The 22,283-nt window shown below is 72.8% G+C and carries 16 protein-coding genes; 9 read left to right on the top strand and 7 right to left on the bottom strand.

Features of this window, described 5'->3' with window-relative positions; genetic code table 11:
• Positions 1-26: 26 nt before the first annotated feature.
• A complete protein-coding gene (locus ACFOSY_RS25535; RefSeq protein ID WP_394310944.1) occupies positions 27-884 on the bottom strand; it encodes an IclR family transcriptional regulator in 858 nt (285 codons plus the stop codon).
• A 107-nt stretch (positions 885-991) separates the two neighbouring features.
• Positions 992-1,540, bottom strand: coding sequence for a hypothetical protein (locus ACFOSY_RS25530; protein ID WP_394310942.1), 549 nt, complete (start codon positions 1,538-1,540; stop codon positions 992-994).
• A gap of 418 nt (positions 1,541-1,958) precedes the next feature.
• Here ACFOSY_RS25530 and ACFOSY_RS25525 point away from each other — a divergent pair, with 418 nt between their 5' ends.
• From ACFOSY_RS25525 to ACFOSY_RS25505, 5 genes are read left to right on the top strand one after another with little or no spacing between them, the layout of a single operon-like run.
• A complete protein-coding gene (locus ACFOSY_RS25525; protein ID WP_394310940.1) occupies positions 1,959-4,859 on the top strand; it encodes a nitrate- and nitrite sensing domain-containing protein in 2,901 nt (966 codons plus the stop codon).
• Positions 4,856-5,287, top strand: coding sequence for a roadblock/LC7 domain-containing protein (locus ACFOSY_RS25520; protein WP_006136686.1), 432 nt, complete (start codon positions 4,856-4,858; stop codon positions 5,285-5,287). Before ACFOSY_RS25525 ends, ACFOSY_RS25520 begins: the two co-directional genes overlap by 4 nt.
• A 9-nt stretch (positions 5,288-5,296) precedes the next feature.
• Positions 5,297-5,692: a DUF742 domain-containing protein gene (locus tag ACFOSY_RS25515; protein ID WP_394310937.1), complete on the top strand. Its 396-nt coding sequence runs from the start codon at positions 5,297-5,299 to the stop codon at positions 5,690-5,692.
• A 23-nt stretch (positions 5,693-5,715) separates the two neighbouring features.
• Positions 5,716-9,360 (top strand): hydantoinase B/oxoprolinase family protein, encoded by a 3,645-nt coding sequence (locus tag ACFOSY_RS25510; RefSeq protein WP_394310935.1) that lies wholly within the window; start codon positions 5,716-5,718, stop codon positions 9,358-9,360.
• Positions 9,341-9,946 (top strand): GTP-binding protein, encoded by a 606-nt coding sequence (locus ACFOSY_RS25505; protein ID WP_394310932.1) that lies wholly within the window; start codon positions 9,341-9,343, stop codon positions 9,944-9,946. The genes ACFOSY_RS25510 and ACFOSY_RS25505 overlap by 20 nt, the downstream gene beginning before the upstream one ends.
• 106 nt (positions 9,947-10,052) lie before the next feature.
• Here the strand turns inward: ACFOSY_RS25505 and glpK are convergent, their stop codons facing one another.
• Positions 10,053-11,564, bottom strand: coding sequence for a glycerol kinase GlpK (gene glpK, locus ACFOSY_RS25500; protein ID WP_394310930.1), 1,512 nt, complete (start codon positions 11,562-11,564; stop codon positions 10,053-10,055).
• 27 nt (positions 11,565-11,591) lie between these two features.
• Positions 11,592-12,317: an MIP/aquaporin family protein gene (locus ACFOSY_RS25495; RefSeq protein WP_394310928.1), complete on the bottom strand. Its 726-nt coding sequence runs from the start codon at positions 12,315-12,317 to the stop codon at positions 11,592-11,594.
• Between the two features lie 338 nt (positions 12,318-12,655).
• Here ACFOSY_RS25495 and ACFOSY_RS25490 point away from each other — a divergent pair, with 338 nt between their 5' ends.
• Together ACFOSY_RS25490 and ACFOSY_RS25485 are read left to right on the top strand one after the other, a co-directional pair.
• Positions 12,656-13,465 carry a M15 family metallopeptidase gene (locus ACFOSY_RS25490; protein WP_394310926.1) on the top strand — a complete coding sequence of 270 codons (810 nt, stop codon included), beginning with the start codon at positions 12,656-12,658 and terminating at the stop codon, positions 13,463-13,465.
• Between the two features lie 49 nt (positions 13,466-13,514).
• Entirely contained in the window at positions 13,515-14,045 is a 531-nt protein-coding gene (locus tag ACFOSY_RS25485; protein ID WP_394310923.1) for an NUDIX domain-containing protein, read from the top strand.
• Here ACFOSY_RS25485 and ACFOSY_RS25480 read toward each other — a convergent pair.
• Positions 14,036-16,252, bottom strand: a complete 2,217-nt coding sequence (locus ACFOSY_RS25480) for a glycoside hydrolase family 31 protein (protein WP_394310922.1) — start codon at positions 16,250-16,252, stop codon at positions 14,036-14,038. The two genes, ACFOSY_RS25485 and ACFOSY_RS25480, sit on opposite strands and share 10 nt — an antisense overlap.
• A 213-nt stretch (positions 16,253-16,465) precedes the next feature.
• Between ACFOSY_RS25480 and ACFOSY_RS25475 the strand changes: the two genes are divergently transcribed.
• Together ACFOSY_RS25475 and ACFOSY_RS25470 are read left to right on the top strand one after the other, a co-directional pair.
• Positions 16,466-18,433, top strand: coding sequence for an acetoacetate--CoA ligase (locus ACFOSY_RS25475; RefSeq protein WP_394310920.1), 1,968 nt, complete (start codon positions 16,466-16,468; stop codon positions 18,431-18,433).
• Positions 18,434-18,524: 91 nt separating this feature from the next.
• Positions 18,525-19,415 carry a hypothetical protein gene (locus ACFOSY_RS25470; protein ID WP_394310918.1) on the top strand — a complete coding sequence of 297 codons (891 nt, stop codon included), beginning with the start codon at positions 18,525-18,527 and terminating at the stop codon, positions 19,413-19,415.
• 83 nt (positions 19,416-19,498) lie between these two features.
• On the opposite strand, the gene ptsP is transcribed toward ACFOSY_RS25470, so the two are convergent.
• Positions 19,499-21,169, bottom strand: a complete 1,671-nt coding sequence (gene ptsP / locus ACFOSY_RS25465; RefSeq protein ID WP_394310917.1) for a phosphoenolpyruvate--protein phosphotransferase — start codon at positions 21,167-21,169, stop codon at positions 19,499-19,501.
• Between the two features lie 74 nt (positions 21,170-21,243).
• Positions 21,244-21,693: a PTS sugar transporter subunit IIA gene (locus tag ACFOSY_RS25460; protein WP_394310916.1), complete on the bottom strand. Its 450-nt coding sequence runs from the start codon at positions 21,691-21,693 to the stop codon at positions 21,244-21,246.
• Positions 21,694-22,283: the final 590 nt, after the last annotated feature.

Raw genomic sequence — 22,283 nt, 5'->3', positions numbered from 1 at the left:
ACGCTGTACGACCCCCACCCGAGGGCCTACGGCCGCCCCTCCCGACCGCCGCCCGCCCTGCCCGGTGCCCTCGGGAGCCCGCCCGCCGCCTGCACCCCGTACCCCATCCGCCGCGACAGCTCGGCCGCCGCGGCAGCGGTTCTCGCGCCCAGCCACGGCACCCGCTCCTGGGGCATCCGGAACACCGGGCCCGAGACGCTGATCGCGGCGACGACCGCGCCGTCGTGTGCGTGGACCGGGGCCGCGACGGCGACGAGGCCCAGCTCCAGCTCCTCACGCGTCGCCGCGTACCCCTGCCCGGGCACCCGCTCCAGCTCGGCGCGCAGCGCGGACGCGTCCGTGACGGTGTGTTCGGTGAACCGGCGCAGCGGGCGGGCCAGCTGGTCCTCGCGGTGCGTGGGCGTCATGTGGGCCAGGAACACCTTGCCGCTGGACGTCGCGTGCAGGGCCGTGCGCCGGCCCAGCCAGTCCTGTGCCGTCACCGCGGCCGTGCCGCGCGCCTGCATGATGTTGACGGCCGCGTCCTCGTCGAGCACCGCGGTGTTGACCGTCTCGCCCAGCTCGTCGGCGAGGTCCCGGCAGACGGGCACGGCCTCCTGCGAGACGTCCAGCCGCACGGCCGCCGCTCCCGCGAGGCGCAGCACACCGGCCCCGAGGTGGTACTTGCCCCGGTCGCCGGCCTGCGCGACCAGACCGCGGTTCTCCAGGACGCCCAGCAGCCGGAAGGCGGTGGAGCGGTGTACCCCCAGCTCGTCGGCGATCTCTGTGACCCCGGCCTCGCCGCGCCGGGCGAGGATCTCCAGCACGCTGACCGCGCGGTCCACGGACTGCACGGCGCCGCTCGCGGTCTTCCGCCGTTCCCCGGGCCGCCCCGCACGGGTCATGGCCGGCCCCCATCTCTCCGTACACCCGGTGCGCGCCGCCCGCCGGGCCGTCGCGCACCGCATTCACCTGTGCGTCGTACGGAACGCCACCCTACCGACGCCGTGTCCTACGGGTGCGACAGCTGCCCGGTGCCACCCCGCCTGCGTATGCGGGCCCGCTCGCGCTCGGCGGCCCGCTGCTGACGGCGGGCCTGACGCCGCTCGCGGCGCAGGGCGCGGGCCGTGCTGCTGGGCACGGACACCACGCCGTGCCGCTGGTTCCACACCTGGCGGGTCACCCACACGTCGAGCGCCGCCCAGGTGGCCGCGATCGTGCTGACGACGCTGCTGACGACCATCGGGAAGGCGAGCCAGGACCCGGCCAGCGTGCACAGCAGGGCCACCATGGCCTGGATCAGCGTCACCGCGATGACGAGCACCGCCCGCACCGCGGCCGTCCGCACCGGATCGGGCAGCCTGCGCCGCTTGGCCGGCTCCTCCACCCACAGCGGCCGGTACGCCGCCCGGCCCTCGGCCGCCGCCTCCCGGGCGGGTCCGTCGTCCCCCGGCCGCCCGGCCGCGCCCGTCGCGCGCGCCGCCGGAGCGGTCTCCCGCCGCGTCACGTCCCGCGCAGCCGTGCCGTCCCCGGACGTCTCACGCCGCTCCGCCGTGCCCATCACCCGTGTCACTCCCCACCGCCGCCAGCCCACTGCTGATGTCCGAAGACCCGGCTCCCCATTGGCTGCCCGGCTTGCGCTGTTTTACGCCGCCCAGGTGCGGGACACGGCTCCTGTGTCCGATTCCGCCCCCATGTCCCGCAGGTAAGGACGTGCGGGGCGTCGTGAAGATTCCCGGTCGGGAAAGATTTCGGCCAACCCGCGTAGGAAACCCGGGAGGAAGGTCGGTGAACTCGTCCAGTTTTTCCGTCAGGCCATCTCCCGCAATGGGCGGACAACTCCGCCTGAACCGACCACGTGCCGGAACCGAACCCTCCGGCTGGGTCTTCGAGTTGCCCCCGAGGCGGTAGTAGGCTCGCGCCGTTTGTTGACGCACATGTGTACCCCCGGTGACCCGGGGGCCGAGCTGGGGGAGGCCATGCGCTTTCGCGGGAAGTCCATCCGCCGGAAGATCGTGGCGCTGCTCCTCGTGCCGCTGGTGTCCCTGACCACGCTCTGGGCCTTCACCACCGTGATCACGAGCCGTGAGGCGAGCCACCTGTTCGACGTGTCGTCCGTGATGGAGGAGGTCGGCTACCCCGTCGAGGACACCGTCCGCATCCTCCAGCAGGAGCGGCGGCAGACCCTCGTCCATCTCGCCGACCCCCGCGCCGCCGACGGGCTCACCGCACTCGAACGCAGCCGTGCCGCCACCGACAAGGCCGTGGCCGCCGTACGCCGAAGCGCGAGCGGCAGCAGCGTGCGCGAGGCCATGCACGGCGACTCGGCCGCACTCGACGCCGCTCTCGACTCGTTCGAAGGCATCGAGTCCCTCCGCCGCAGCGTCGACGACGGCACCGTCGACCGCCGTCAGGCGCTCGACCTCTACAACCGCCTCGTCGACCCCTGCTACGTACTGCTCTCCGACCTGCACGTCGTCGACGACGTCGGCCTCGACAAGCAGTACCGCGCCCTGGTCAACCTCTCCCGCGCCCGCGAACTCCTCTCCCGCGAGGACGCCCTGCTCGGCGCCGCCCTGATCGTCGGCAAGCTGACCCCCACCGAGGTACGGGACGTCTCCGACCTGATGGCCCAGCGCACCCTGCTGTACGAGAGCGCCCTGCCGCAGCTCCCCTCCGACGAGCGCGACCGCTACGAGACCTTCTGGGGCAACGCCGCCACCGCCCCGCTGCGGGTCGGCGAGCAGGCCGCCGTCTTCGCCGAGGACGGCGAGCCCCGCGGGGTCACCGCCGCGAGCTGGGACACCGCCGCGGGCGAGGTGCTCGAGGAACTCGGCACGCTCAACGACCGGGCGACCGACCGCTACCAGGACCGCGTCCGGCCCGTCGCCATGGACGTCATCGCCAAGGCCGTCGCCGCCGGCGTGCTCGGCCTGGCCGCTCTGCTGTTCTCCCTGTTCCTCTCCGTGCGCGTCGGCCGGAAACTCATCCGCGACCTCAGACAGCTGCGTCTGGAGGCCCATGAGGCCTCCGGAGTGCGGCTGCCCAGCGTGATGCGCCGCCTCTCCGCGGGCGAACAGGTCGACGTGGAGACCGAGGTGCCGCACCTGGAGTACGACAAGAACGAGATCGGCGAGGTCGGCCAGGCCCTCAACACCCTCCAGCGCGCCGCCGTCGAGGCCGCCGTCAAACAGGCCGAACTGCGGGCCGGCGTCTCCGAGGTGTTCGTCAACCTCGCCCGCCGCAGCCAGGTGCTGCTGCACAAGCAGCTCACCCTGCTCGACGCGATGGAGCGCCGCACCGACGACACCGAGGAACTCGCCGACCTGTTCCGCCTCGACCACCTCACCACCCGTATGCGCCGGCACGCCGAGGGCCTGGTCATCCTCTCCGGCGCCGCCCCCTCCCGGCAGTGGCGCAAGCCCGTCCAGCTCATGGACGTCGTACGCGCCGCCGTCGCCGAGGTCGAGGACTACGAGCGCATCGAGGTCCGCCGGCTCCCCCGCGTCGCCGTCACCGGTCCGGCCGTCGCCGACCTCACCCACCTGGTGGCCGAACTGCTGGAGAACGCCACGGTGTTCTCCCCGCCGCACACCGCCGTCCAGGTCGTCGGCGAGCGCGTCGCCAACGGCTTCACCCTGGAGATCCACGACCGGGGCCTCGGCATGGCCGCCGACGCGCTGCTCGACGCCAACCTGCGGCTCGCGGAGACACCGGAGTTCGAGCTGTCCGACACCGACCGGCTCGGCCTGTTCGTGGTCAGCCGGCTCGCCCAGCGCCAGAACGTCCGCGTCTCCCTCCAGCCCTCCCCGTACGGCGGCACCACGGCCGTCGTCTTCATCCCCGACGCGCTGCTCACCGACGACGTGCCCGACACCAACGGCGTCGGGTTCCGCCTCGACCGCCCGCGCCGCACGGAGAAGGAACCGGCCGACAGCCGCCGCGTCGCGCTCTCCCAGGTGCCCGTGGCCCTGCCCGGACTGCCCGCCTCCGTCCTGGACGGGCCGGTCGAACTCGAGGCGCCCGTCGACCTGGACGCCCTCGACGGATTCCCCGCCCTGGACGACGAGGACGGCGAGCACGGCGGCCTGTTCCGGCCCCGCCGCTCCCGCACCGACGACGAGCGGCCCGGCCGCGACAGCGCACGGCACGAGAGCGCCGCCGAGGACCGGGACGAGACCGGCGAGCGGGGGAGCGCTCCCGTACCGCTCACCCGCCGGGCGACCCCCAAGCTGGTCAGCTCCCACGGCCGCCCGGTCCGCGGCCAGCGGCCCCGCGGCGCACGGACCGACGACGACACCGCAGCCTCCCGCACCCGCCCCGACGCGGACGAGCCCCCACCGCTGCCGTCCCGGCGCCGCGGCGACACCAGCCGCCGGGCCATCGGCCGCGCCGACGCGGAACCCGTGGCGGAGCTCCCCACGCGGGACCCGGAGCAGCCGGGCGCCGGGACACCGCCGCCGCCTCTGCCCAGCCGCCGCGCCACCGGGCCCGCCCGGCCCGGCAGCGGGACGGAGGAACGCGACGCCACCCCCGCAGGCCCCACCCCCGCGCCCACCCGCCGCGCCGCGACCGCGCACGGCGGCCCCGACGACTCCTCCCCGGTCACCGGAGACACGGACCCCGGCGCACCGCCGCCCGACAGCACGCCACTGCCCCGGCGCGTCCGGCAGGCCAGCCTGGCGCCGCAGCTCAAGCGCGACGCCGCCACCCGGAAGACCGACCGGGCCCGCCCCGTCGAACGGGACGCGGACGAAGTACGCAGCCGCATGGCCTCGCTCCAGCGCGGCTGGCAGCGCGGCCGGGAGGAGAACGCCGCGGGCGACGACGCCGGCAGCGGCACAGCACCACGACGAAGGACAAAGGGGGACGGTCGATGACCGAACCGAGCGCCACCGGCCACACGAACGACAAGGGGGAGCTGAACTGGCTCCTCGACGACCTGGTGGACCGCGTCGCCAGCATCCGCAAGGCGATCGTGCTCTCCGGCGACGGCCTGCCCACGGGGGCGTCCAAGGACCTCACCCGGGAGGACAGCGAGCACCTGGCCGCCGTCGCCTCCGGCTTCCACAGCCTCGCCAAGGGCGTCGGCCGCCACTTCGAGGCCGGTGAGGTCCGCCAGACCGTCGTCGAGCTCGACGAGGCGTTCCTCTTCGTCACCGCCGCCGGGGACGGCAGCTGCCTCGCGGTCCTCGCCGACGCCGACTCCGACGTCGGCCAGGTGGCCTACGAGATGACCCTGCTGGTGAAGCGGGTCGGCGTGCATCTGGGCGCCGCGCCACGCACCGATCTGCCTTCCGGCGGGTAGTGGACCGACATGAGCGATCACGGTCAGGGCAGCAGCCACTGGTTCGACGACGAGGCCGGACCGGTCGTCCGTCCGTACGCCATGACGCGGGGCCGCACCACCAGTGCGGCCCAGCACCGCCTCGACCTGATCGCCGTGGTCGTCGCGGAGCCGCACGCGGACGACGCCGAGGACGACCCCTCCCTCTCCCCGGAGCACGTCGACATCGTCGCGCTGTGCCGCGAGACCCCGCAGACGGTCGCCGAACTCGGCGCCGGGCTTGACCTGCCGGTGGGGGTGGTCCGGGTCCTCGTGGGCGATCTCGTGGACGCCGAACTCGTCCATGTGAACCGGCCGGTCCCCCCGGCCGAGCTGCCGGACGAGAGTATTCTGCGCGACGTGATCAACGGCCTCCGGGCGCTGTGACCGGCGCGGAAGCGGGTAGTGACGTGACAGGCTGGCAGTTCTGGGTCGACCGAGGCGGCACCTTCACCGACATCGTCGCGCGCCGCCCCGACGGCCGGCTGATCACCCGCAAGGTCCTCTCCGACAACCCGGACCCGGACCGCTCCGGCCCGCCCGGCGCCGACGCGGCGGTCCTCGGCGTCCGCGCGCTGCTCGACGGGTCCGGCGACCCCGTCGCCTCTGTCGGCGTAGTCCGCATGGGCACCACCGTCGCCACCAACGCCCTCCTAGAACGCAAGGGCGAGCGCACCCTGCTGGTCGTCACCCGCGGCTTCCGCGACGCCCTGCGCATCGCCTACCAGAACCGGCCGCACATCTTCGCGCGCCGCATCGACCTGCCGTTACCGCTCCACGAGCGGGTGATCGAGGTGGACGAACGCGTCGCCGCCGACGGCACCGTGCTGCGCGCCCCCGACCTCGACGCCCTCGAAGGCCCGCTGCGGCAGGCGTACGACGACGGGATCCGGGCCGTCGCCGTGGTCTGCCTGCACAGCGACCGTCACCCCGCCCACGAACAGGCCGTCGGGGAACTCGCCGCCCGCACCGGCTTCCCCCAGATCTCCCTGTCCAGCGAGGTCAGCCCGCTGATGAAGCTGGTGCCACGCGGGGACACCGCCGTCGTCGACGCCTACCTCTCACCCGTGCTGCGCCGCTACGTGCGGCAGGTCGCCGACGCGCTCGAAGGCGTACGGCTGATGTTCATGCAGTCCAACGGCGGGCTCACCGAGGCCCGGCAGTTCCGCGGCAAGGACGCCGTCCTGTCCGGGCCGGCCGGCGGGATCGTCGGCATGGCCCGCATGTCGAAGCTCGCCGGCTTCGACCGGGTCATCGGCTTCGACATGGGCGGCACCTCCACCGACGTCTCCCACTACGCCGGCGAGTACGAGCGCGTCTTCACCACGCGGATCGCCGGGGTGCGGCTGCGCGCGCCGATGCTCGACATCCACACCGTCGCCGCCGGCGGCGGCTCCGTCCTGCACTTCGACGGCTCCCGCTACCGCGTCGGACCCGACTCGGCCGGCGCGGACCCCGGCCCCGCCTGCTACCGGCGCGGCGGCCCGCTCGCCGTCACCGACGCCAACGTCATGCTCGGCCGCATCCAACCGGACCACTTCCCGGCCGTGTTCGGCCCCGGCGGCGACCAGCCGCTGGACGCGGACGTGGTCCGCGCACGCTTCACCGCCCTCGCCCGCGAGATCCATGAGAGCACCGGCGACGACCGCACCCCCGAACAGGTCGCCGAGGGCTATCTCCAGATCGCCGTCGCGAACATCGCGGCCGCGGTCAAGCGGATCTCCGTGCAGAAGGGCCACGACATCACCCGGTACGCCCTCACCACCTTCGGCGGAGCCGGCGGCCAGCACGCGTGCATGGTCGCCGACTCCCTCGGCATCCGCACCGTCCTCGTGCCGCCCATGGCGGGCGTGCTGTCCGCCCTCGGCATCGGCCTCGCCGACACCACGGCCATGCGGGAACGCTCCGTCGAGGCCCCGCTGGAACCCGCCGCCATGCCCGGCGTCCACGGCCTCGCCGACGAACTGGAGGCGGCGGCCAGCGCCGAACTCCTCGCCGAGGGCGTCCCCGAGGAGCGCGTCGAGGTCACCCGTCGCGCGCAGCTGCGCTACGACGGCACCGACACCGCCCTCACCGTCCGCCTCACCGACCCGGACACCATGCGGCGCGCCTTCGAGGACCGGCACCGCGCCACCTACTCCTTCACCCTCGACCGCCCGATCGTCGTCGAGGCCCTGTCCGTCGAGGCCACCGGCACCACCGAACCCCCCGATCTGTCCGCCCTCGCCCCCTGGTCGGGCCGGCCCGCCGCACCCGTCACCGTCCGCCTCCACACCGGCGGCGCCTGGCGCGACGTCCCCCTCCACCGCCGCGAGGACCTTTCTCCCGGCGAGACCGTCACCGGCCCCGCGATCATCGCCGAGGACGGCTCCACGACCGTCGTCGACGACGGCTGGCGGGCCGCGACCACCGGCGACGGACACCTGGTCATGGAACGCGTCGCGGTCACCCGGGGTTCCGACGTCGACACGGAGGCCGACCCGGTCCTGCTGGAGATCTTCAACAACCTCTTCATGTCCATCGCCGAACAGATGGGCGCCCGCCTGGAGTCCACCGCCCAGTCCGTCAACATCAAGGAACGCCTGGACTTCTCCTGCGCCCTCTTCGACCCAGACGGGAACCTGGTCGCCAACGCCCCGCACATCCCCGTCCACCTGGGCTCGATGGGCACCAGCGTCAAGGAGGTCATCCGGCGGCGCGGCGCCTCCATGCGCCCCGGCGACACCTACGCCGTCAACGACCCGTACCACGGCGGCACCCACCTGCCCGACGTCACCGTCATCACCCCCGTCTTCGGCACGGAAGGCGAACCGGAGGTCCTCTTCTACGTCGCCTCCCGCGGCCACCACGCCGAGATCGGCGGCATCGCCCCCGGCTCCATGCCCGCGAACAGCCGCACCATCGACGAAGAGGGCGTCCTCTTCGACAACTGGCTGCTCACCGAGAACGGCCGGTTCCGCGAGGAGGAGACCCTCCGCCTGCTCACCGAGGCGCCCCACCCCTCCCGCAACCCGGCGACCAACCTCGCCGACCTGCGCGCCCAGATCGCCGCCAACCACAAGGGCGTCGAAGAGGTCGGCCGCATGATCGACACCTACGGACTCGACGTCGTCCAGGCCTACATGCGGCACGTGCAGGACAACGCCGAGGAGGCGGTGCGCCGCGTCGTCGACGCCCTGGACGACGGCGAGTACGCCTACGAGACCGACTCGGGCGCCGTCATCCGCGTCAAGGTGAGCGTGGACCGCGCCGCCCGCTCCGCCACCATCGACTTCACCGGCACGTCCCCGCAGCTCGCCACCAACTTCAACGCCCCCTTCTCCGTCGTCAACGCGGCCGTCCTGTACGTCTTCCGCACCCTGGTCGCCGACGACATCCCGCTCAACGACGGCTGTCTGCGGCCGCTGCGCATCGTCGTCCCGCCCGGATCCATGCTGGCGCCCGAGCCCCCGGCCGCCGTCGTCGCGGGCAACGTCGAGACCTCACAGGCCGTCACCGGCGCCCTCTACGCGGCGCTCGGCGTCCAGGCCGAGGGGTCCGGCACCATGAACAACGTGACCTTCGGCAACGCCCGCCACCAGTACTACGAGACGGTGGCGTCCGGCTCCGGCGCCGGGGACGGACACCCCGGTGCGTCCGTCGTCCAGACCCACATGACCAACTCCCGGCTCACCGACCCGGAGATCCTGGAGTGGCGGCTGCCGGTCCGGCTCGAGGAGTTCGCCGTGCGCCGGGGCAGCGGCGGCGCAGGGCGGTGGCGCGGCGGCGACGGAGCCGTGCGCCGCATCCGCTTCCTGGAGCCCATGACGGTCTCCACGCTGTCCCAGCACCGCCGGGTGCCGCCCTACGGCATGGCGGGCGGGGCCCCCGGCGCGACGGGCGTCAACCGGATCGAACGGGCCGACGGCACGGTCACCGGGCTCGCCGGCAGCGACTCGGCGGACGTCGGCCCCGGCGACGTCCTCGTCATCGAAACCCCCGGCGGCGGGGGATACGGCCCGCCGCCCGACCACCATCGAGCAGGAGAAGAGACCGATGATCTTCGGGCGTTCTGAGCGCGGCAAGCCCCCGGTCGAGCCGGTCACGCTCAAGATCCTGGTGGCCGGCGGCTTCGGCGTGGGCAAGACCACGCTTGTCGGCGCGGTCAGCGAGATCAGGCCGCTGCGCACCGAGGAGCTCCTCACCGAGGCCGGGCGGCCCGTCGACGACACCAGCGGCGTCGAGGCGAAGAGCACCACCACGGTGGCCATGGACTTCGGGCGCATCACCCTGCGCGAGGACCTGGTGCTGTACCTGTTCGGCACGCCCGGCCAGGAGCGGTTCTGGTTCATGTGGGACGAGCTGTCCGAGGGTGCGCTCGGCGCGGTCGTCCTCGCCGACACGCGGCGCCTGGAGGACTGCTTCGCCGCCGTCGACTACTTCGAGCGGCGCGCCATCCCGTTCGTGGTCGGCGTCAACTGCTTCGACGGCTCGGCCCGTTACCCGGAGGACGCGGTACGGCAGGCCCTCGACCTGGACGACGACGTGCCGCTGGTGCTGTGCGACGCGCGCGACCGCGAGTCCGTCAAGGAGGTTCTGGTGGGCGTCGTCCAGCACGCCATGACACAGGCCGCCCGGAGGCGCAGCGCGGTCACCACCTGAGGGCGGCCGGGCCGACGCGGCCCGTGCTCCCGCCGACCGGGGCACGAGCCGCCGCACGACGGACGGATCACCACGCGCGCGTGGTGATCCGTCCGTCGCGCACAGCTCAGTCCTCGCCCTCCTCGACCCAGCCGAGGCTCTTCTCCACCGCCTTGCGCCAGTTGCGGTACTCGCGGTCCCGCACGGACGACGACATGGCGGGCGTCCACTCGGCGTCCTTCTGCCAGTGAGACTTGAGCTCGTCCAGGCCGTTCCACACGCCCGTGGCGAGTCCTGCCGCGTAGGCGGCGCCCAGACAGGTCGTCTCCGACACCCGGGGCCTGATCACCGGCACCCCCAGCACGTCCGCCTGGTGCTGCATCAGCAGGCCGTTCTTCGTCATGCCGCCGTCGACCTTCAGGGTGGTGATGCGCACCCCGGAGTCCTGGTACATGGCGTCGACGACCTCACGCGTCTGCCAGCTCGTCGCCTCCAGCACCGCCCGCGCCAGGTGCGCCTTGGTGACGTAACGGGTCAGGCCCGTGACCGCACCGCGCGCGTCGGAGCGCCAGTACGGGGCGAAGAGGCCGGAGAACGCGGGCACGATGTACGCGCCGCCGTTGTCCTCCACGCTCGCCGCGAGCGGCTCGATCTCGTCCGCGGTGCGGATGATGCCGAGCTGGTCGCGGAACCACTGCACCAGGGCGCCCGTGATGGCGATCGAGCCCTCCAGGCAGTAGACGGGCGCCTCGTCGCCGATCTTGTAGCCCATGGTGGTGAGCAGCCCGTGCTTCGACGGCACGGGCCTCTCACCGGTGTTGAGCAGCAGGAAACTCCCGGTGCCGTAGGTGTTCTTGGCGGTGCCGACGTCGTAGCAGGCCTGGCCGAAGACCGCGGCCTGCTGGTCGCCCAGCGCGGAGGCCACGGGCACTCCGCCGAGCTGGCCCACGGCGGTGCCGTAGACCTCGGCGGAGGACCTGATCTCCGGGAGCACGGCCTCCGGGACGTTCATCGCGTCCAGGATGGACGGGTCCCACTGGAGGGTCTCCAGGTTCATCAGCATGGTCCGCCCGGCGTTGGTCACGTCGGTGACGTGCCGTCCGCCGTCGGTGCCGCCGGTGAGGTTCCAGATCAGCCAGGAGTCGATGGTGCCGAAGGCGATGTCGCCGTTCTCCGCGCGGGCCCGCAGCCCGGGCACGTGGTCCAGCAGCCAGGCCGCCTTGGGACCGGAGAAGTAGCTGGCCAGCGGCAGCCCTGTGCGGTCGCGGAACCGGTCCTGCCCGTCGGAGCCGCCGAGCTGGGCGCAGAGCCCGGCGGTCCTGGTGTCCTGCCACACGATGGCGTTGTGCACGGGCTTGCCCGTGGAGCGGTCCCACAGGACCGTCGTCTCACGCTGGTTGGTGATGCCCAGCGCGCTGAGCTGATCGGCGCGCAGGCCCGCCTTGGCGAGCGCGCCGGCCACCACGGCCTGCACCTTGGACCAGATCTCCGTGGCGTCGTGCTCCACCCAGCCCGGCTTCGGGAAGATCTGGCGGTGCTCGCGCTGGTCGACGGCGACGATCGCGCCGTGCTGATTGAAGACGATGCAGCGGCTGGAGGTGGTGCCCTGGTCGATCGCGGCGACGAACTTGTCCGTCATGACGTCCCCTTCGTCGGTTCTGCGGAGTCAGAAGGCTGCGTTGAACACGAGTCCGGACAGCGCCCCGCCGATGAGCGGCCCCACCACGGGGACCCAGGCGTACCCCCAGTCCGAGGTGCCCTTGCGGGGGATCGGGAGCAGCGCGTGCACGATGCGCGGGCCGAGGTCACGGGCCGGGTTGATGGCGTATCCGGTGGGGCCGCCGAGCGACAGGCCGATACCGACCACCAGGAACGACACGATGAGGATCGCGGTGCCCGACTCGCCGAGCCCTTCGGTGAGCCCGAACGCCAGGATCGGCAGCACCAGTCCCATGGTCGCGATGATCTCGGTGACGAGGTTGGCGACCGGGCGGCGGATCGCGGGGATGGTGGAGAAGACGCCGAGCGTCGGCTGGGAGATGTCCTCCTCGGCGTTGGCCTCGAACTGCGCGTAGTAGACCAGCCAGCACAGCACGGCGCCCAGCATGGCGCCGACCATCTGCCCGGCCACGTAGATGTGGACCTTGTCCCACTCGCCGGTGTCGATGGCGATCCCGAGGGTGACCGCCGGGTTGAGGTGGCCCCCGGACAGCGGGGCCGCGGTGTACGCCCCGGCCATCACGCCGAAGCCCCAGCCGAACGCGATGACCACCCAGCCGGCGTCCTTCGCCTTCGAGTAGTTGAGGACGACGGCGGCGACCACGCCGGCGCCGAAGAGGATGAGGATGGCGGTGCCGATGACCTCGCCGACGAATATGTCTCCGTTGCTCATGGCGGCTCCTGGGCCGGGGCCCAGGACGGTCGGCCCCGGACCTCACGTGCAGGGTGCGTTTCCCGTTTCCCGTGGCGTGACGTCAGCCGAGGGCAGGGAGGATCCGCGCCCCGCCCGGCGTCCGTGACGAGCGTGCCGTCGCAGCCGCATCGCCCGTGGGGGAGTCCTGGCGTCGGTGGGACGCCTGCCGTGGCGCGCCAGAATGCGCCGAGATGTACGGCGATGTCGACTGACACCGGAAGTGTTCACCGGTGGTCAGGAAGCGTCAAGGTCGGTGACAGAACGGGTCGGGGCGCCTGCTTCCGCGCGACCGCCCCCGTCTGATAGATGCAGGGGACATGACACGTTCTCCGCGCGCGGTACGCGCCCTGGTCACCGCCCTCGCCGCCCTGCTCACCGCGACCGCGGCGGCCGCACCAGCCCGGGCGACCCCCGAACCCAAGGCGCCCCGCGACTTCGTGGCCCTCCACAGCGTCGACCCGACGATCCTGCACGAGATCCGCTACGTCACCCCGCACAACTTCGTCGGCTCACCGGTCGACGGCTACAAGCAGCCCCTGTGCATCCTCACCCGCCCCGCCGCCGAGGCCCTCCGCACGGCCCAGCGCCGGCTGCTGCCGCGGGGCTACTCCCTCAAGGTGTACGACTGCTACCGCCCCCAGCGCGCCGTCGACCACTTCGTGCGCTGGGCCGAGGACCTCGACGACCAGACCATGAAGGGCGAGTTCTACCCGAACGTCGACAAGACCCGCCTGTTCGCCGACGGGTACATCGCGGAGAAGTCCGGCCACAGCCGCGGCTCCACGGTCGACCTCACCCTCGTGAAGCTCCCCGCCCGCCCCACCCGGCCGTACCACCCGGGCGAGCCGCTCACCCCCTGCTTCGCGCCGAAGGACGAACGTTTCCCCGACAACTCCGTGGACATGGGCACCGGTTACGACTGCTTCGACACCCTCAGCCACACCCTCGACCCGCGGATCACCGGGGTGCAGCGCGCCAACCGGATGCTGCTCAAGACCACCCTGGAGGACCTCGGCTTCGTCAACCTCGCCGAGGAGTGGTGGCACTACACCTTCAAGCCCGAGGCCTACCCGGACACCTACTTCGACTTCCCCGTGGCCCGCAGGTCCCTCGCCGGCCACCACTGAACCCGCCCTACCGGAGACGCCCCTTCCGCCATCGGATACAGTCCCGCGCGTGTCCGATACTCACGTTCCCAACTCCGCGGCGGGCAGCCACTGTTCGTCCTGCGGCGCGCCCTACGGAGAGGGCGTCTCCGGCTGGCCGCGCACCTGCCCCGCCTGCGGCGCCGTCGCCTACCGCAACCCCCTCCCCGTCGCCGTGGCCCTCCAGCCCGTGTACGACACCCAGGGCACCGCCCTGGTCGTCGTCACCCGGGCCATCCCGCCCGCCAAGGGCGGCACCGCCCTGCCCGGCGGCTACATCGACCACGGCGAGGACTGGCGCCAGGCCGTCGTCCGCGAACTCAAGGAGGAGACCGGTTTCGACGCCGAGAGCCGCGACGTCCGGCTCGTCGACGCCATGAGCGCCCCCGACGGCCACCTGCTGCTGTTCGGCCTGCTTCCCGAACGCCCGGCGGCCGACCTGCCCGCCTCCGCGCCCACCGACGAGACCGAGGGTACGCACCTGCTGCGCCGCCCCGAGGACCTCGCCTTCCCTCTGCACACCGTGGCGGTCCGCGCCTTCTTCGAGGGCCGCTACATCTGACCGCCCGACCTCCCGAGCCCGCGGACGCGTACCGGCCGGGACGGCTCCCGCACGCCGTCCTCCGTCTCCCGCCGCACGACGATCCGCGGGCCCGCGCAGGTCACCGAGTACCGCTCGACCTCCGGTCCGTCCGCGCCGTCGCCGCCGTCCGGCACCACCAGCCCGCCCCCGCTCCGGCCCGGAGCGGGCGCCCACACCTCCAGCTCGATCCCGCCGTCCTCCCCGCACACCGGGACCACCGCACCCGCCCGCGCGAACACCGGTATCCGCTCCAGCGGCGCGTCCACCAGCACCTTCGCCGGCCCCTCGTACGCCCGCCCCGTCGCCGTGTCGTACCACCGCCCGCGCGGCAGCCGCACCTCCCGCCGGACCGCGCCCGGCTCCAGCACCGGCGCCACCAGCAGCGCGTCGCCCAGCAGGAAGGCGTCCTCGCAGTCCCGCAACGCCCGCTCCTCCGGCGCCGCCCACCACACCGGCCGCACCATCGGCGCCCCCGTCCGCCGCGCCAGATGGGCCAGCGTCACGAAGTACGGCAGCAGCCGCCGCCGCTCACCGAGCGCCACGCGCGCGTGCCCCAGCACCTCCGCCCCGTGCTCCCACAGCCCGCCCTCCGCGCCCTGCGCAGTCGTGCGCAGCAACGGCAGATGGGCGGCCAACTGAAGCCGCCGCACATACAGTTCGGGCGACCCGTCCCTACCGTCGCCGCCGACGACGTCCGGCCCGGAGAACGGCACACCGCACAGCCCGAGCCCCAGCACCAGCGCGAGCGAGGCCCGCAGCCCGGGCCACCCCGCGGCCCCCTCGCCCGACCACACCCCGCCGTACCGCTGCGACCCCGCCCACCCGGACCGCGACAGCAGCAACGGCCGCTCACCGGACGGCACTTCGTCCCGCAGCCCGTCGTACGCGGCCCGGGCCAGGCACAGCGCGGACACGTTGTGCGCCTCCCGCCCGACCGGGGCGGAGGAGGCCAGCGTGTGCCACACCCCCGCGAAGCCCCGCGCCGCCTGCTCCGCGTACCGCACGCGCGCGTCGGTGAGATCCGGGAAGGCCCCCTCGCCGGGCCCGCCCTCCACACGCACCGCGGGAGGCACCACCGACACCAGCCGTATCCCCTCCCGCCGCAGCTCGTCCGCGAGCACCGGCAGCTTCGGGAAGCGGTCCTGGTCGACGGTGAACGCCCGGCGGCCGTCGAGGTGCCCGGCCCCCAGATGCACCGCGTCCAGCGGCAGCTCCCGCTCCTGGTGCCCCGCGACGACCCGCCGCACCTCGTCCTCCCCGCCGGCGCCCTCCCGCACATGGTGATGGCCGAACGCCCACGCGGGCGGCAGCGCCGGCGCCCCGGTCAGCGACGCCCACGTCAGCAGCACCCGCGCCGGCGTCCCCACCACCACCCAGCCGCGCACCGGACCGCCCTCCATGCGCAGCTCGCTCGTGCCCAGCCGGTCGTGCCCGGAACCGGCGCCCTCCGCGCCCTCCCGCAGCGTCACCGTGCCGTCCCACGGGTTGTCGACGAACACCAGATGCGTGCCCGCGTCGGCCACCACCAGCTGCACGGGCATCGTCACCGGCGCCGCACCCGCCGCCCCTGCGGCGCCCCGACCGGCCACGCCGTTCCACAACCGGTGGGCGCCGTCCCGCAGCCGCGGCCCCTCCACCCGGCCGCCCAGACCGAAGAAGCGCGCGTCCGCCGGCACCTCGGCACGCTGCATCCACCGCGCCGGACCGCCCCCGTCCGCCGGCTCCCACCACCGCGGCGGCAGATCCCGCCGCAGCGTCACACCACCCGGCGTCAGCACCTCCAGCGCGCCGTGCCGCGACACCACGACCGTCACCCGCTCGGCCACCACACGCCAGCCGCCGTCCGTGTCCGGCTCCAGCACGGCCCGCGGATCAGGCTCGGGACACGCACCCGCCAACGCGTACGACGGCTCAGGACCCGCCCCGTCCCAGCCCCAGAACACCGCGCCGTTCACCGCGACGAGGATCCGCAGCTCCGAGCGGCCGAACCGGAGCACACCCCCGCCCGGACCCGGCTCCACCTCCCGCACGGTCCCCGGCACCCGCGCCCGCACCGGCCCCCGCGGCCCCGGCCCGGTGGCGTCCGCACCCCGCCTGCGCCACGCTGCTCGTACGGTACGCAACCCCCGCGCCGCTCCCGCCCCACCTGCCGACCACCACGAACGCACCAGGTCACGACCGTTCATGTTGCTCACCCTGCCATTGACCGCGCCCCGCGAGCGTGGCGTTCAACTCCCGTTCACCCGTGATCGGACCACATCTTCACGACAGGGACTATGTGGGGGTCACCCTGGTGCGGAAGTCGATCACGTGGCATCGTCCCTGTCAGCCGCGTCACGCGCACACCCCAGCACGTGCGCGGAGGACGCACACGACGCGCACAGTCCGGGAGCCGCCCCATGTCGACCGTGAACCCTCAGCCGCTCTGGCAGCCGACACCGGAACGTATCGCCGAGGCCCGCATCACCCGGTTCCAGGCCTGGGCCGCCGAACACCACGGCGCCCCCGCCGACGGGGGCTACGCGGCGCTCCACCGGTGGTCCGTCGAGGAGCTGGAGACCTTCTGGAAAGCGGTCACCGAGTGGTTCGACGTCCGCTTCACCACACCGTACGAGCGCGTCCTCGGCGACCGCTCCATGCCCGGCGCCCGGTGGTTCCCCGGAGCCACCCTCAACTACGCCGAGCACGCCCTGCGCGCCGCCGACTCCCGCGCGGACGAGCCGGCCCTCCTGCACGTGGACGAGACCCACGACCCCCGCCCCGTCACCTGGCGTGAACTGCGCCGCCAGGTCGGCTCCCTCGCCGCCGAACTGCGCGCGCTCGGCGTCCGCCCCGGCGACCGGGTCAGCGGCTACCTGCCGAACATCCCCGAGGCCGCCGTCGCCCTCCTCGCCACGGCCGCCGTCGGAGGCGTGTGGACCTCCTGCGCCCCCGACTTCGGCGCCCGCAGCGTCCTCGACCGCTTCCAGCAGGTCGAACCCGTCGTCCTGTTCACCGTCGACGGCTACCGCTACGGCGGCAAGGAACACGACCGCCGCGAGATCGTCGCCGAACTCCGCCGCGAACTGCCCACCCTGCGCGCCGTCGTGCACATCCCGCTGCTCGGCACCGACGCCCCCGACGGCGCCCTGGAATGGTCCGCCCTCACCGCCGCCGACACCACACCCGTCTTCGAACAGGTGCCCTTCGACCACCCCCTGTGGGTGCTCTACTCCTCCGGCACCACCGGACTCCCCAAGGCCATCGTCCAGTCCCAGGGCGGCATCCTCGTCGAGCACCTCAAACAGCTCGGCCTGCACTGCGACCTCGGCCCCGAGGACCGCTTCTTCTGGTACACCTCCACCGGCTGGATGATGTGGAACTTCCTCGTCTCCGGCCTCCTCACCGGCACCACCGTCGTCCTCTACGACGGCAGCCCCGGCCACCCCGACACCGGCGCCCAGTGGCGCATCGCCGAACGCACCGGCGCCACCCTCTACGGCACCTCCGCCGCCTACGTCATGGCCTGCCGCAAGGCCGGCGTCCACCCCTCACGCGACCACGACCTGTCCGCGGTGAAGTGCGTGGCCACCACCGGCTCCCCGCTGCCGCCGGACGGCTTCCGCTGGCTGCACGACGAGGTCCGCGACGACCTGTGGATCGCCTCCGTCAGCGGCGGCACCGACGTCTGCTCCTGCTTCGCCGGAGCCGTCCCCACCCTCCCCGTCCACGTCGGCGAGCTCCAGGCCCCGTGCCTCGGCACCGACCTCCGGTCCTGGGACCCCAGCGGCAACCCCCTCACCGACGAGGTCGGCGAACTCGTCGTCACCAACCCCATGCCGTCCATGCCGATCCGCTTCTGGAACGACCCCGACGGCAGCCGCTACCACGACAGCTACTTCGACACCTACCCCGGCGTCTGGCGCCACGGCGACTGGATCACCCTCACCTCGCGCGGCTCCGTCGTCATCCACGGCCGCTCCGACTCCACCCTCAACCGCCAGGGCGTCCGCATGGGCTCCGCCGACATCTACGAGGCCGTCGAACGCCTCCCCGAGATCAAGGAATCCCTGGTCGTCGGCATCGAACAGCCCGACGGCGGCTACTGGATGCCCCTCTTCGTCCACCTGGCCCCCGGCGCCACCCTCGACGACGACCTGACCGACCGCATCAGGAAGACCATCCGCACCCAGCTCTCGCCCCGGCACGTCCCCGACGAGATCATCGAGGTGCCCGGCATCCCGCACACCCTCACCGGCAAGCGCATCGAGGTCCCGGTCAAGCGACTCCTCCAGGGCACCCCGCTGGAGAAGGCCGTCAACCCGGGCTCCATCGACAACCTCGACCTGCTCACCCACTACCAGGAGCTGGCCCGCACCCGCCCCTGACCCGGCACCCCGCCGTCTCCCCCTCCGCACCCGTTGTCAGTGCCGCCGATTACGGTGAGTGAGCATTGATCGACCGTGCAGAGGGGGAGACATGGCGTACACCGACCACCGGACCCTGCGACGCGCCCTGCGCCGCGAGATCGCCGGCACCATCGGCGTGCTCACCGACGAACACGACTTCCGCGCCATGCGGCGCTACGACAGCTTCGTCTTCGACGACCACGCCACCTACCTGAAGCACGTCGAAGCCGTGCTGCGCACCCGCGCCCTCCAGGGCAGCCACACCACGGTGGCCCTCTTCGACCCCGAGGAGTACGCCGACTGGTGCGCGCACCACGGCCTCGACCCCGACCACCCCGTCAGCCGCACCCGCTTCACCGCCGACCGCGCGGCCACCGGACCCGCCGTCCCCTACGACGGCCGGCCCCTGACCGACCTCATGAACACCCTCGTCGACGAGGCCGTCCGCCGCGCCACCTGGGAGTACGCCACGACGCTCCTCGCCCGCCTCGGCCCCTGCGCCTCCTGCGGCGAGGACCTCGGACACGCGGCCTTCGCCCGCGCCTCCCGGCTCGTCTCCCGCATCCTCGACACCGCGCCACCGGGCCACCGCCATCTCGTCGTCAGCGTCTCGGGACCCCCCGAATCCCTGGTCGCCGTGCTGCACGCCGACGACACCGACGACGGCGTGCACATCGACGAGACGGAAGCCCTGGAGTTCACCACCGTCCTGGCCGTCGGCCTCGCCACCGCCGGCCCCGGCGGCCTCGTGATGCGCACCAGCACACCGGGCGCACCCGACCGCATCCACGGTTGGCGCATCCGCAGCAACGGACTCCTCCCCCTCACCGCGGGAGAGGTCTTCGACGCCTACTGCACCGACACCGAGACCGGCGAGATCATCCCGCCCGAGTCCAACGTCGACTACTGCGCGTCACCCGACCTCACGGACACCGACCACGGCCCGGACCACCACCACTGACCTAGACAGCACCCGGACAGCGCGAGGGGCGCCCCACCGAAGTGGAGCGCCCCGAGCACAAGGCCGTAGTCACCCGGCGAGGACTACTCGCCCGACAGCACCGCCTGCGCCGCGTTCCGCGCCTCGTCCGCGCTGTCCGCGGCCCGGGCGGCCGCGGCCGCCCGCTCGCACTGCGCCAGCGTGAACTTCGCCAGCGACGCCCGCACGTAAGGAATCGACGCCGCACCCATCGACAGGGAGGTGACACCCAGCCCCGTCAGCACACACGCCAGCAGCGGATCCGACGCCGCCTCACCGCACACACCGCAGCTCTTGCCCTCGGCACGCGCCGCCTCGGCCGACAGCGCCACCAGGTCGAGCAGCGCCGGCTGCCACGGGTCCTGAAGCCGGGAGACCGCACCCACCTGACGGTCCGCGGCGAACGTGTACTGCGCGAGGTCGTTCGTGCCCAGCGACAGGAACTCCACCTCCTGAAGCACCGAACGCGCCCGCAGCGCGGCCGAGGGGATCTCGACCATCGCGCCGTACTTCGCCCGCAGCCCCGCCTCCCGGCACGCGTCCGCGAACGCCTTCGCGTCGGCCCGGTCCGCCACCATCGGGGCCATCACCTCGAGGTGGACCGGCAGCCCGTCCGCGGCCTTCGCCAGCGCCGTCAGCTGGGTGCGCAGCACGTCCGGGTGGTCGAGCAGGGTCCGCAGACCCCGCACGCCCAGCGCGGGGTTCGGCTCGTCGCCCGGCGTGAGGAAGTCCAGCGGCTTGTCCGCGCCCGCGTCCAGCACGCGCACCACGACACGCCCCTCGGGAAACGCCTCGAGCACCTGCCGGTACGCCTCGACCTGCTTCTCCTCGGACGGAGCGGCCTTGCTGTCGTCCAGGAACAAGAACTCGGTACGGAACAGACCGACGCCCTCGGCGCCCGCCTCGACCGCCGCCGCCACATCGGCCGGCCCGCCGATGTTCGCGAGCAGCGGCACCTTGTGCCCGTCGGCCGTCGCACCCGGCCCGGTCGCCGCCGCGAGGGCGGCCTTCCGCTCGGCGGCCGCGGCCTCCAGAGCGGACCGGCGCTCCTCGGTCGGGTTCACGAAGATCTCGCCCGAGCTGCCGTCGACCGCTATCAACGTGCCCTCAACGATCTCACCGGCCCCCGGAAGGGCCACGACCGCCGGCACACCCAGCGCACGCGCCAGGATCGCGCTGTGACTGGTCGGCCCGCCCTCCTCGGTCACGAACCCGAGCACCAGCGTGGGGTCCAGCAGCGCCGTGTCCGCCGGCGCGAGATCCCGCGCCACCAGCACGTACGGCTCGTCGCTGTCCGGCACACCCGGCATCGGCACGCCCAGCAGCCGCGCCACGATGCGGTTCCGCACGTCGTCCAGGTCGGCCACCCGGCCGGCCAGGTACTCGCCGGCGTTCGCCAGCAGCTCGCGGTACGCGGCGAACGCGTCGTAGACCGCGCGCTCCGCGGAGCTGCCCACGGCGATCCGCCGGTCCACGTCGGCCATCAGCTCGGGGTCCTGCGCCATCAGGGCCTGCGCCTCGAGCACCGCCTGCGCCTCGCCCCCGGCGAGGTTCCCGCGCGCGGTCAGATCGGCCGCGACCGCCTCCACGGCCTGACGGGCGCGCTGCTGCTCGCGCTCCGCCTCCTCCGCCGGGATCTGCTTGGCCGGCGGCTCCAGCACCGCCGTGCCCATGTGCCGAACCTCGCCGATCGCCACACCGTGGCTCACGCCGACGCCTCGCAGCGTTGTCTCCATCTCACCCGTCTCCGGTAAAGCGGCGGTCGCGCCGCAGCGTCCGATATCTCTGTGCCGTCGGGGACGGCGTCACGTCACTTCCAGAGGAAGAGCGTGTCGCCCGCCTTCACGTCGCCCTCTTCACGCAGCTCGGAGAGGGCGTCCGCCGTGGCCTCCAGCGCCACGACCGGGCACACGGGGGACTTGCCGGCGGCCTCGACCGCGGCCGGGTTCCAGCGCACGACGCTCTGCCCGCGTGTGACGGTGTCCCCCTTGTTGACGAGCAGCTCGAAGCCCTCGCCGTTGAGCTGGACGGTGTCGATGCCGAGGTGGGTGAGCACGCCGTGCCCGCTCTCGTCGACGACGACGAACGCGTGCGGGTGCAGAGAGACGATCACGCCGTCGACGGGGGAGACGGCCTCGGAAGGCTCCCGCACGGGGTCGATCGCGGTGCCCGGGCCGACCATGGCCCCGGAGAAGACGGGATCGGGCACGGACGCCAGTCCGATGGCCCGTCCTGCAAGCGGGGACATCACGGTGGTCATGGGAAGCCTCCCAAGAGATGGAGATCTGTACGAGTGCCGTCACTGGCTGTCTCCGGCGTGCTGTTCAGCAGGGTATGTCATGAGACGTACCGGTTCCGGGGGACAGGTCCAGATCCGTGGTCCAGACAAGAGGTCTAGACCACCCACTCTAATCGATTTGCACGCGGTCTGCGACCCCGTGTACAGTCTTAAACCTGCCTGGGGCTGAGGGATGCAGTCACGCATCCAGGACCCGGCAGCAATCCAACTCGTCAGATCCTCACTTCGGATCTCCTTCCGCATGCCTGCGGAACGGTGGTCAGAGGGCCGGAAAAACACTGATAGAGTCGGAAACGCAAGACCGAAGGGAAGCGCCCGGAGGAAAGCCCGAGAGGGTGAGTACAAAGGAAGCGTCCGTTCCTTGAGAACTCAACAGCGTGCCAAAAGTCAACGCCAGATATGTTGATACCCCGTCCGTCCGGATCTCCGGATGGTCGAGGTTCCTTTGAAGAAAACACAGCGAGGACGCTGTGAACGTCGGGACCATTCCTCCCGATGTTCCGCTCTCGTGATGTGTCACCCGATTACGGGTAAACATTCACGGAGAGTTT

Source organism: Streptomyces lusitanus, from assembly GCF_042647945.1.
Taxonomy (GTDB): Bacteria; Actinomycetota; Actinomycetes; order Streptomycetales; family Streptomycetaceae; genus Streptomyces; species Streptomyces pseudogriseolus.
This window is presented reverse-complemented; position numbering and strand designations above follow the sequence as displayed.

What these genes read in the sequence shown, in the direction of transcription:
- ACFOSY_RS25460 (WP_394310916.1), bottom strand. Translation starts at nt 21,693, where the DNA reads ATGACCACCGTGATGTCCCCGCTTGCAGGACGGGCCATCGGACTGGCG.
- ACFOSY_RS25475 (WP_394310920.1), top strand. Translation starts at nt 16,466, where the DNA reads ATGTCGACCGTGAACCCTCAGCCGCTCTGGCAGCCGACACCGGAACGT.
- ACFOSY_RS25525 (WP_394310940.1), top strand. Translation starts at nt 1,959, where the DNA reads ATGCGCTTTCGCGGGAAGTCCATCCGCCGGAAGATCGTGGCGCTGCTC.
- ACFOSY_RS25470 (WP_394310918.1), top strand. Translation starts at nt 18,525, where the DNA reads ATGGCGTACACCGACCACCGGACCCTGCGACGCGCCCTGCGCCGCGAG.
- ACFOSY_RS25505 (WP_394310932.1), top strand. Translation starts at nt 9,341, where the DNA reads ATGATCTTCGGGCGTTCTGAGCGCGGCAAGCCCCCGGTCGAGCCGGTC.
- ACFOSY_RS25515 (WP_394310937.1), top strand. Translation starts at nt 5,297, where the DNA reads ATGAGCGATCACGGTCAGGGCAGCAGCCACTGGTTCGACGACGAGGCC.
- ACFOSY_RS25495 (WP_394310928.1), bottom strand. Translation starts at nt 12,317, where the DNA reads ATGAGCAACGGAGACATATTCGTCGGCGAGGTCATCGGCACCGCCATC.
- ACFOSY_RS25535 (WP_394310944.1), bottom strand. Translation starts at nt 884, where the DNA reads ATGACCCGTGCGGGGCGGCCCGGGGAACGGCGGAAGACCGCGAGCGGC.
- glpK (WP_394310930.1), bottom strand. Translation starts at nt 11,564, where the DNA reads ATGACGGACAAGTTCGTCGCCGCGATCGACCAGGGCACCACCTCCAGC.
- ACFOSY_RS25490 (WP_394310926.1), top strand. Translation starts at nt 12,656, where the DNA reads ATGACACGTTCTCCGCGCGCGGTACGCGCCCTGGTCACCGCCCTCGCC.
- ACFOSY_RS25520 (WP_006136686.1), top strand. Translation starts at nt 4,856, where the DNA reads ATGACCGAACCGAGCGCCACCGGCCACACGAACGACAAGGGGGAGCTG.
- ACFOSY_RS25480 (WP_394310922.1), bottom strand. Translation starts at nt 16,252, where the DNA reads ATGAACGGTCGTGACCTGGTGCGTTCGTGGTGGTCGGCAGGTGGGGCG.
- ptsP (WP_394310917.1), bottom strand. Translation starts at nt 21,169, where the DNA reads ATGGAGACAACGCTGCGAGGCGTCGGCGTGAGCCACGGTGTGGCGATC.
- ACFOSY_RS25530 (WP_394310942.1), bottom strand. Translation starts at nt 1,540, where the DNA reads ATGGGCACGGCGGAGCGGCGTGAGACGTCCGGGGACGGCACGGCTGCG.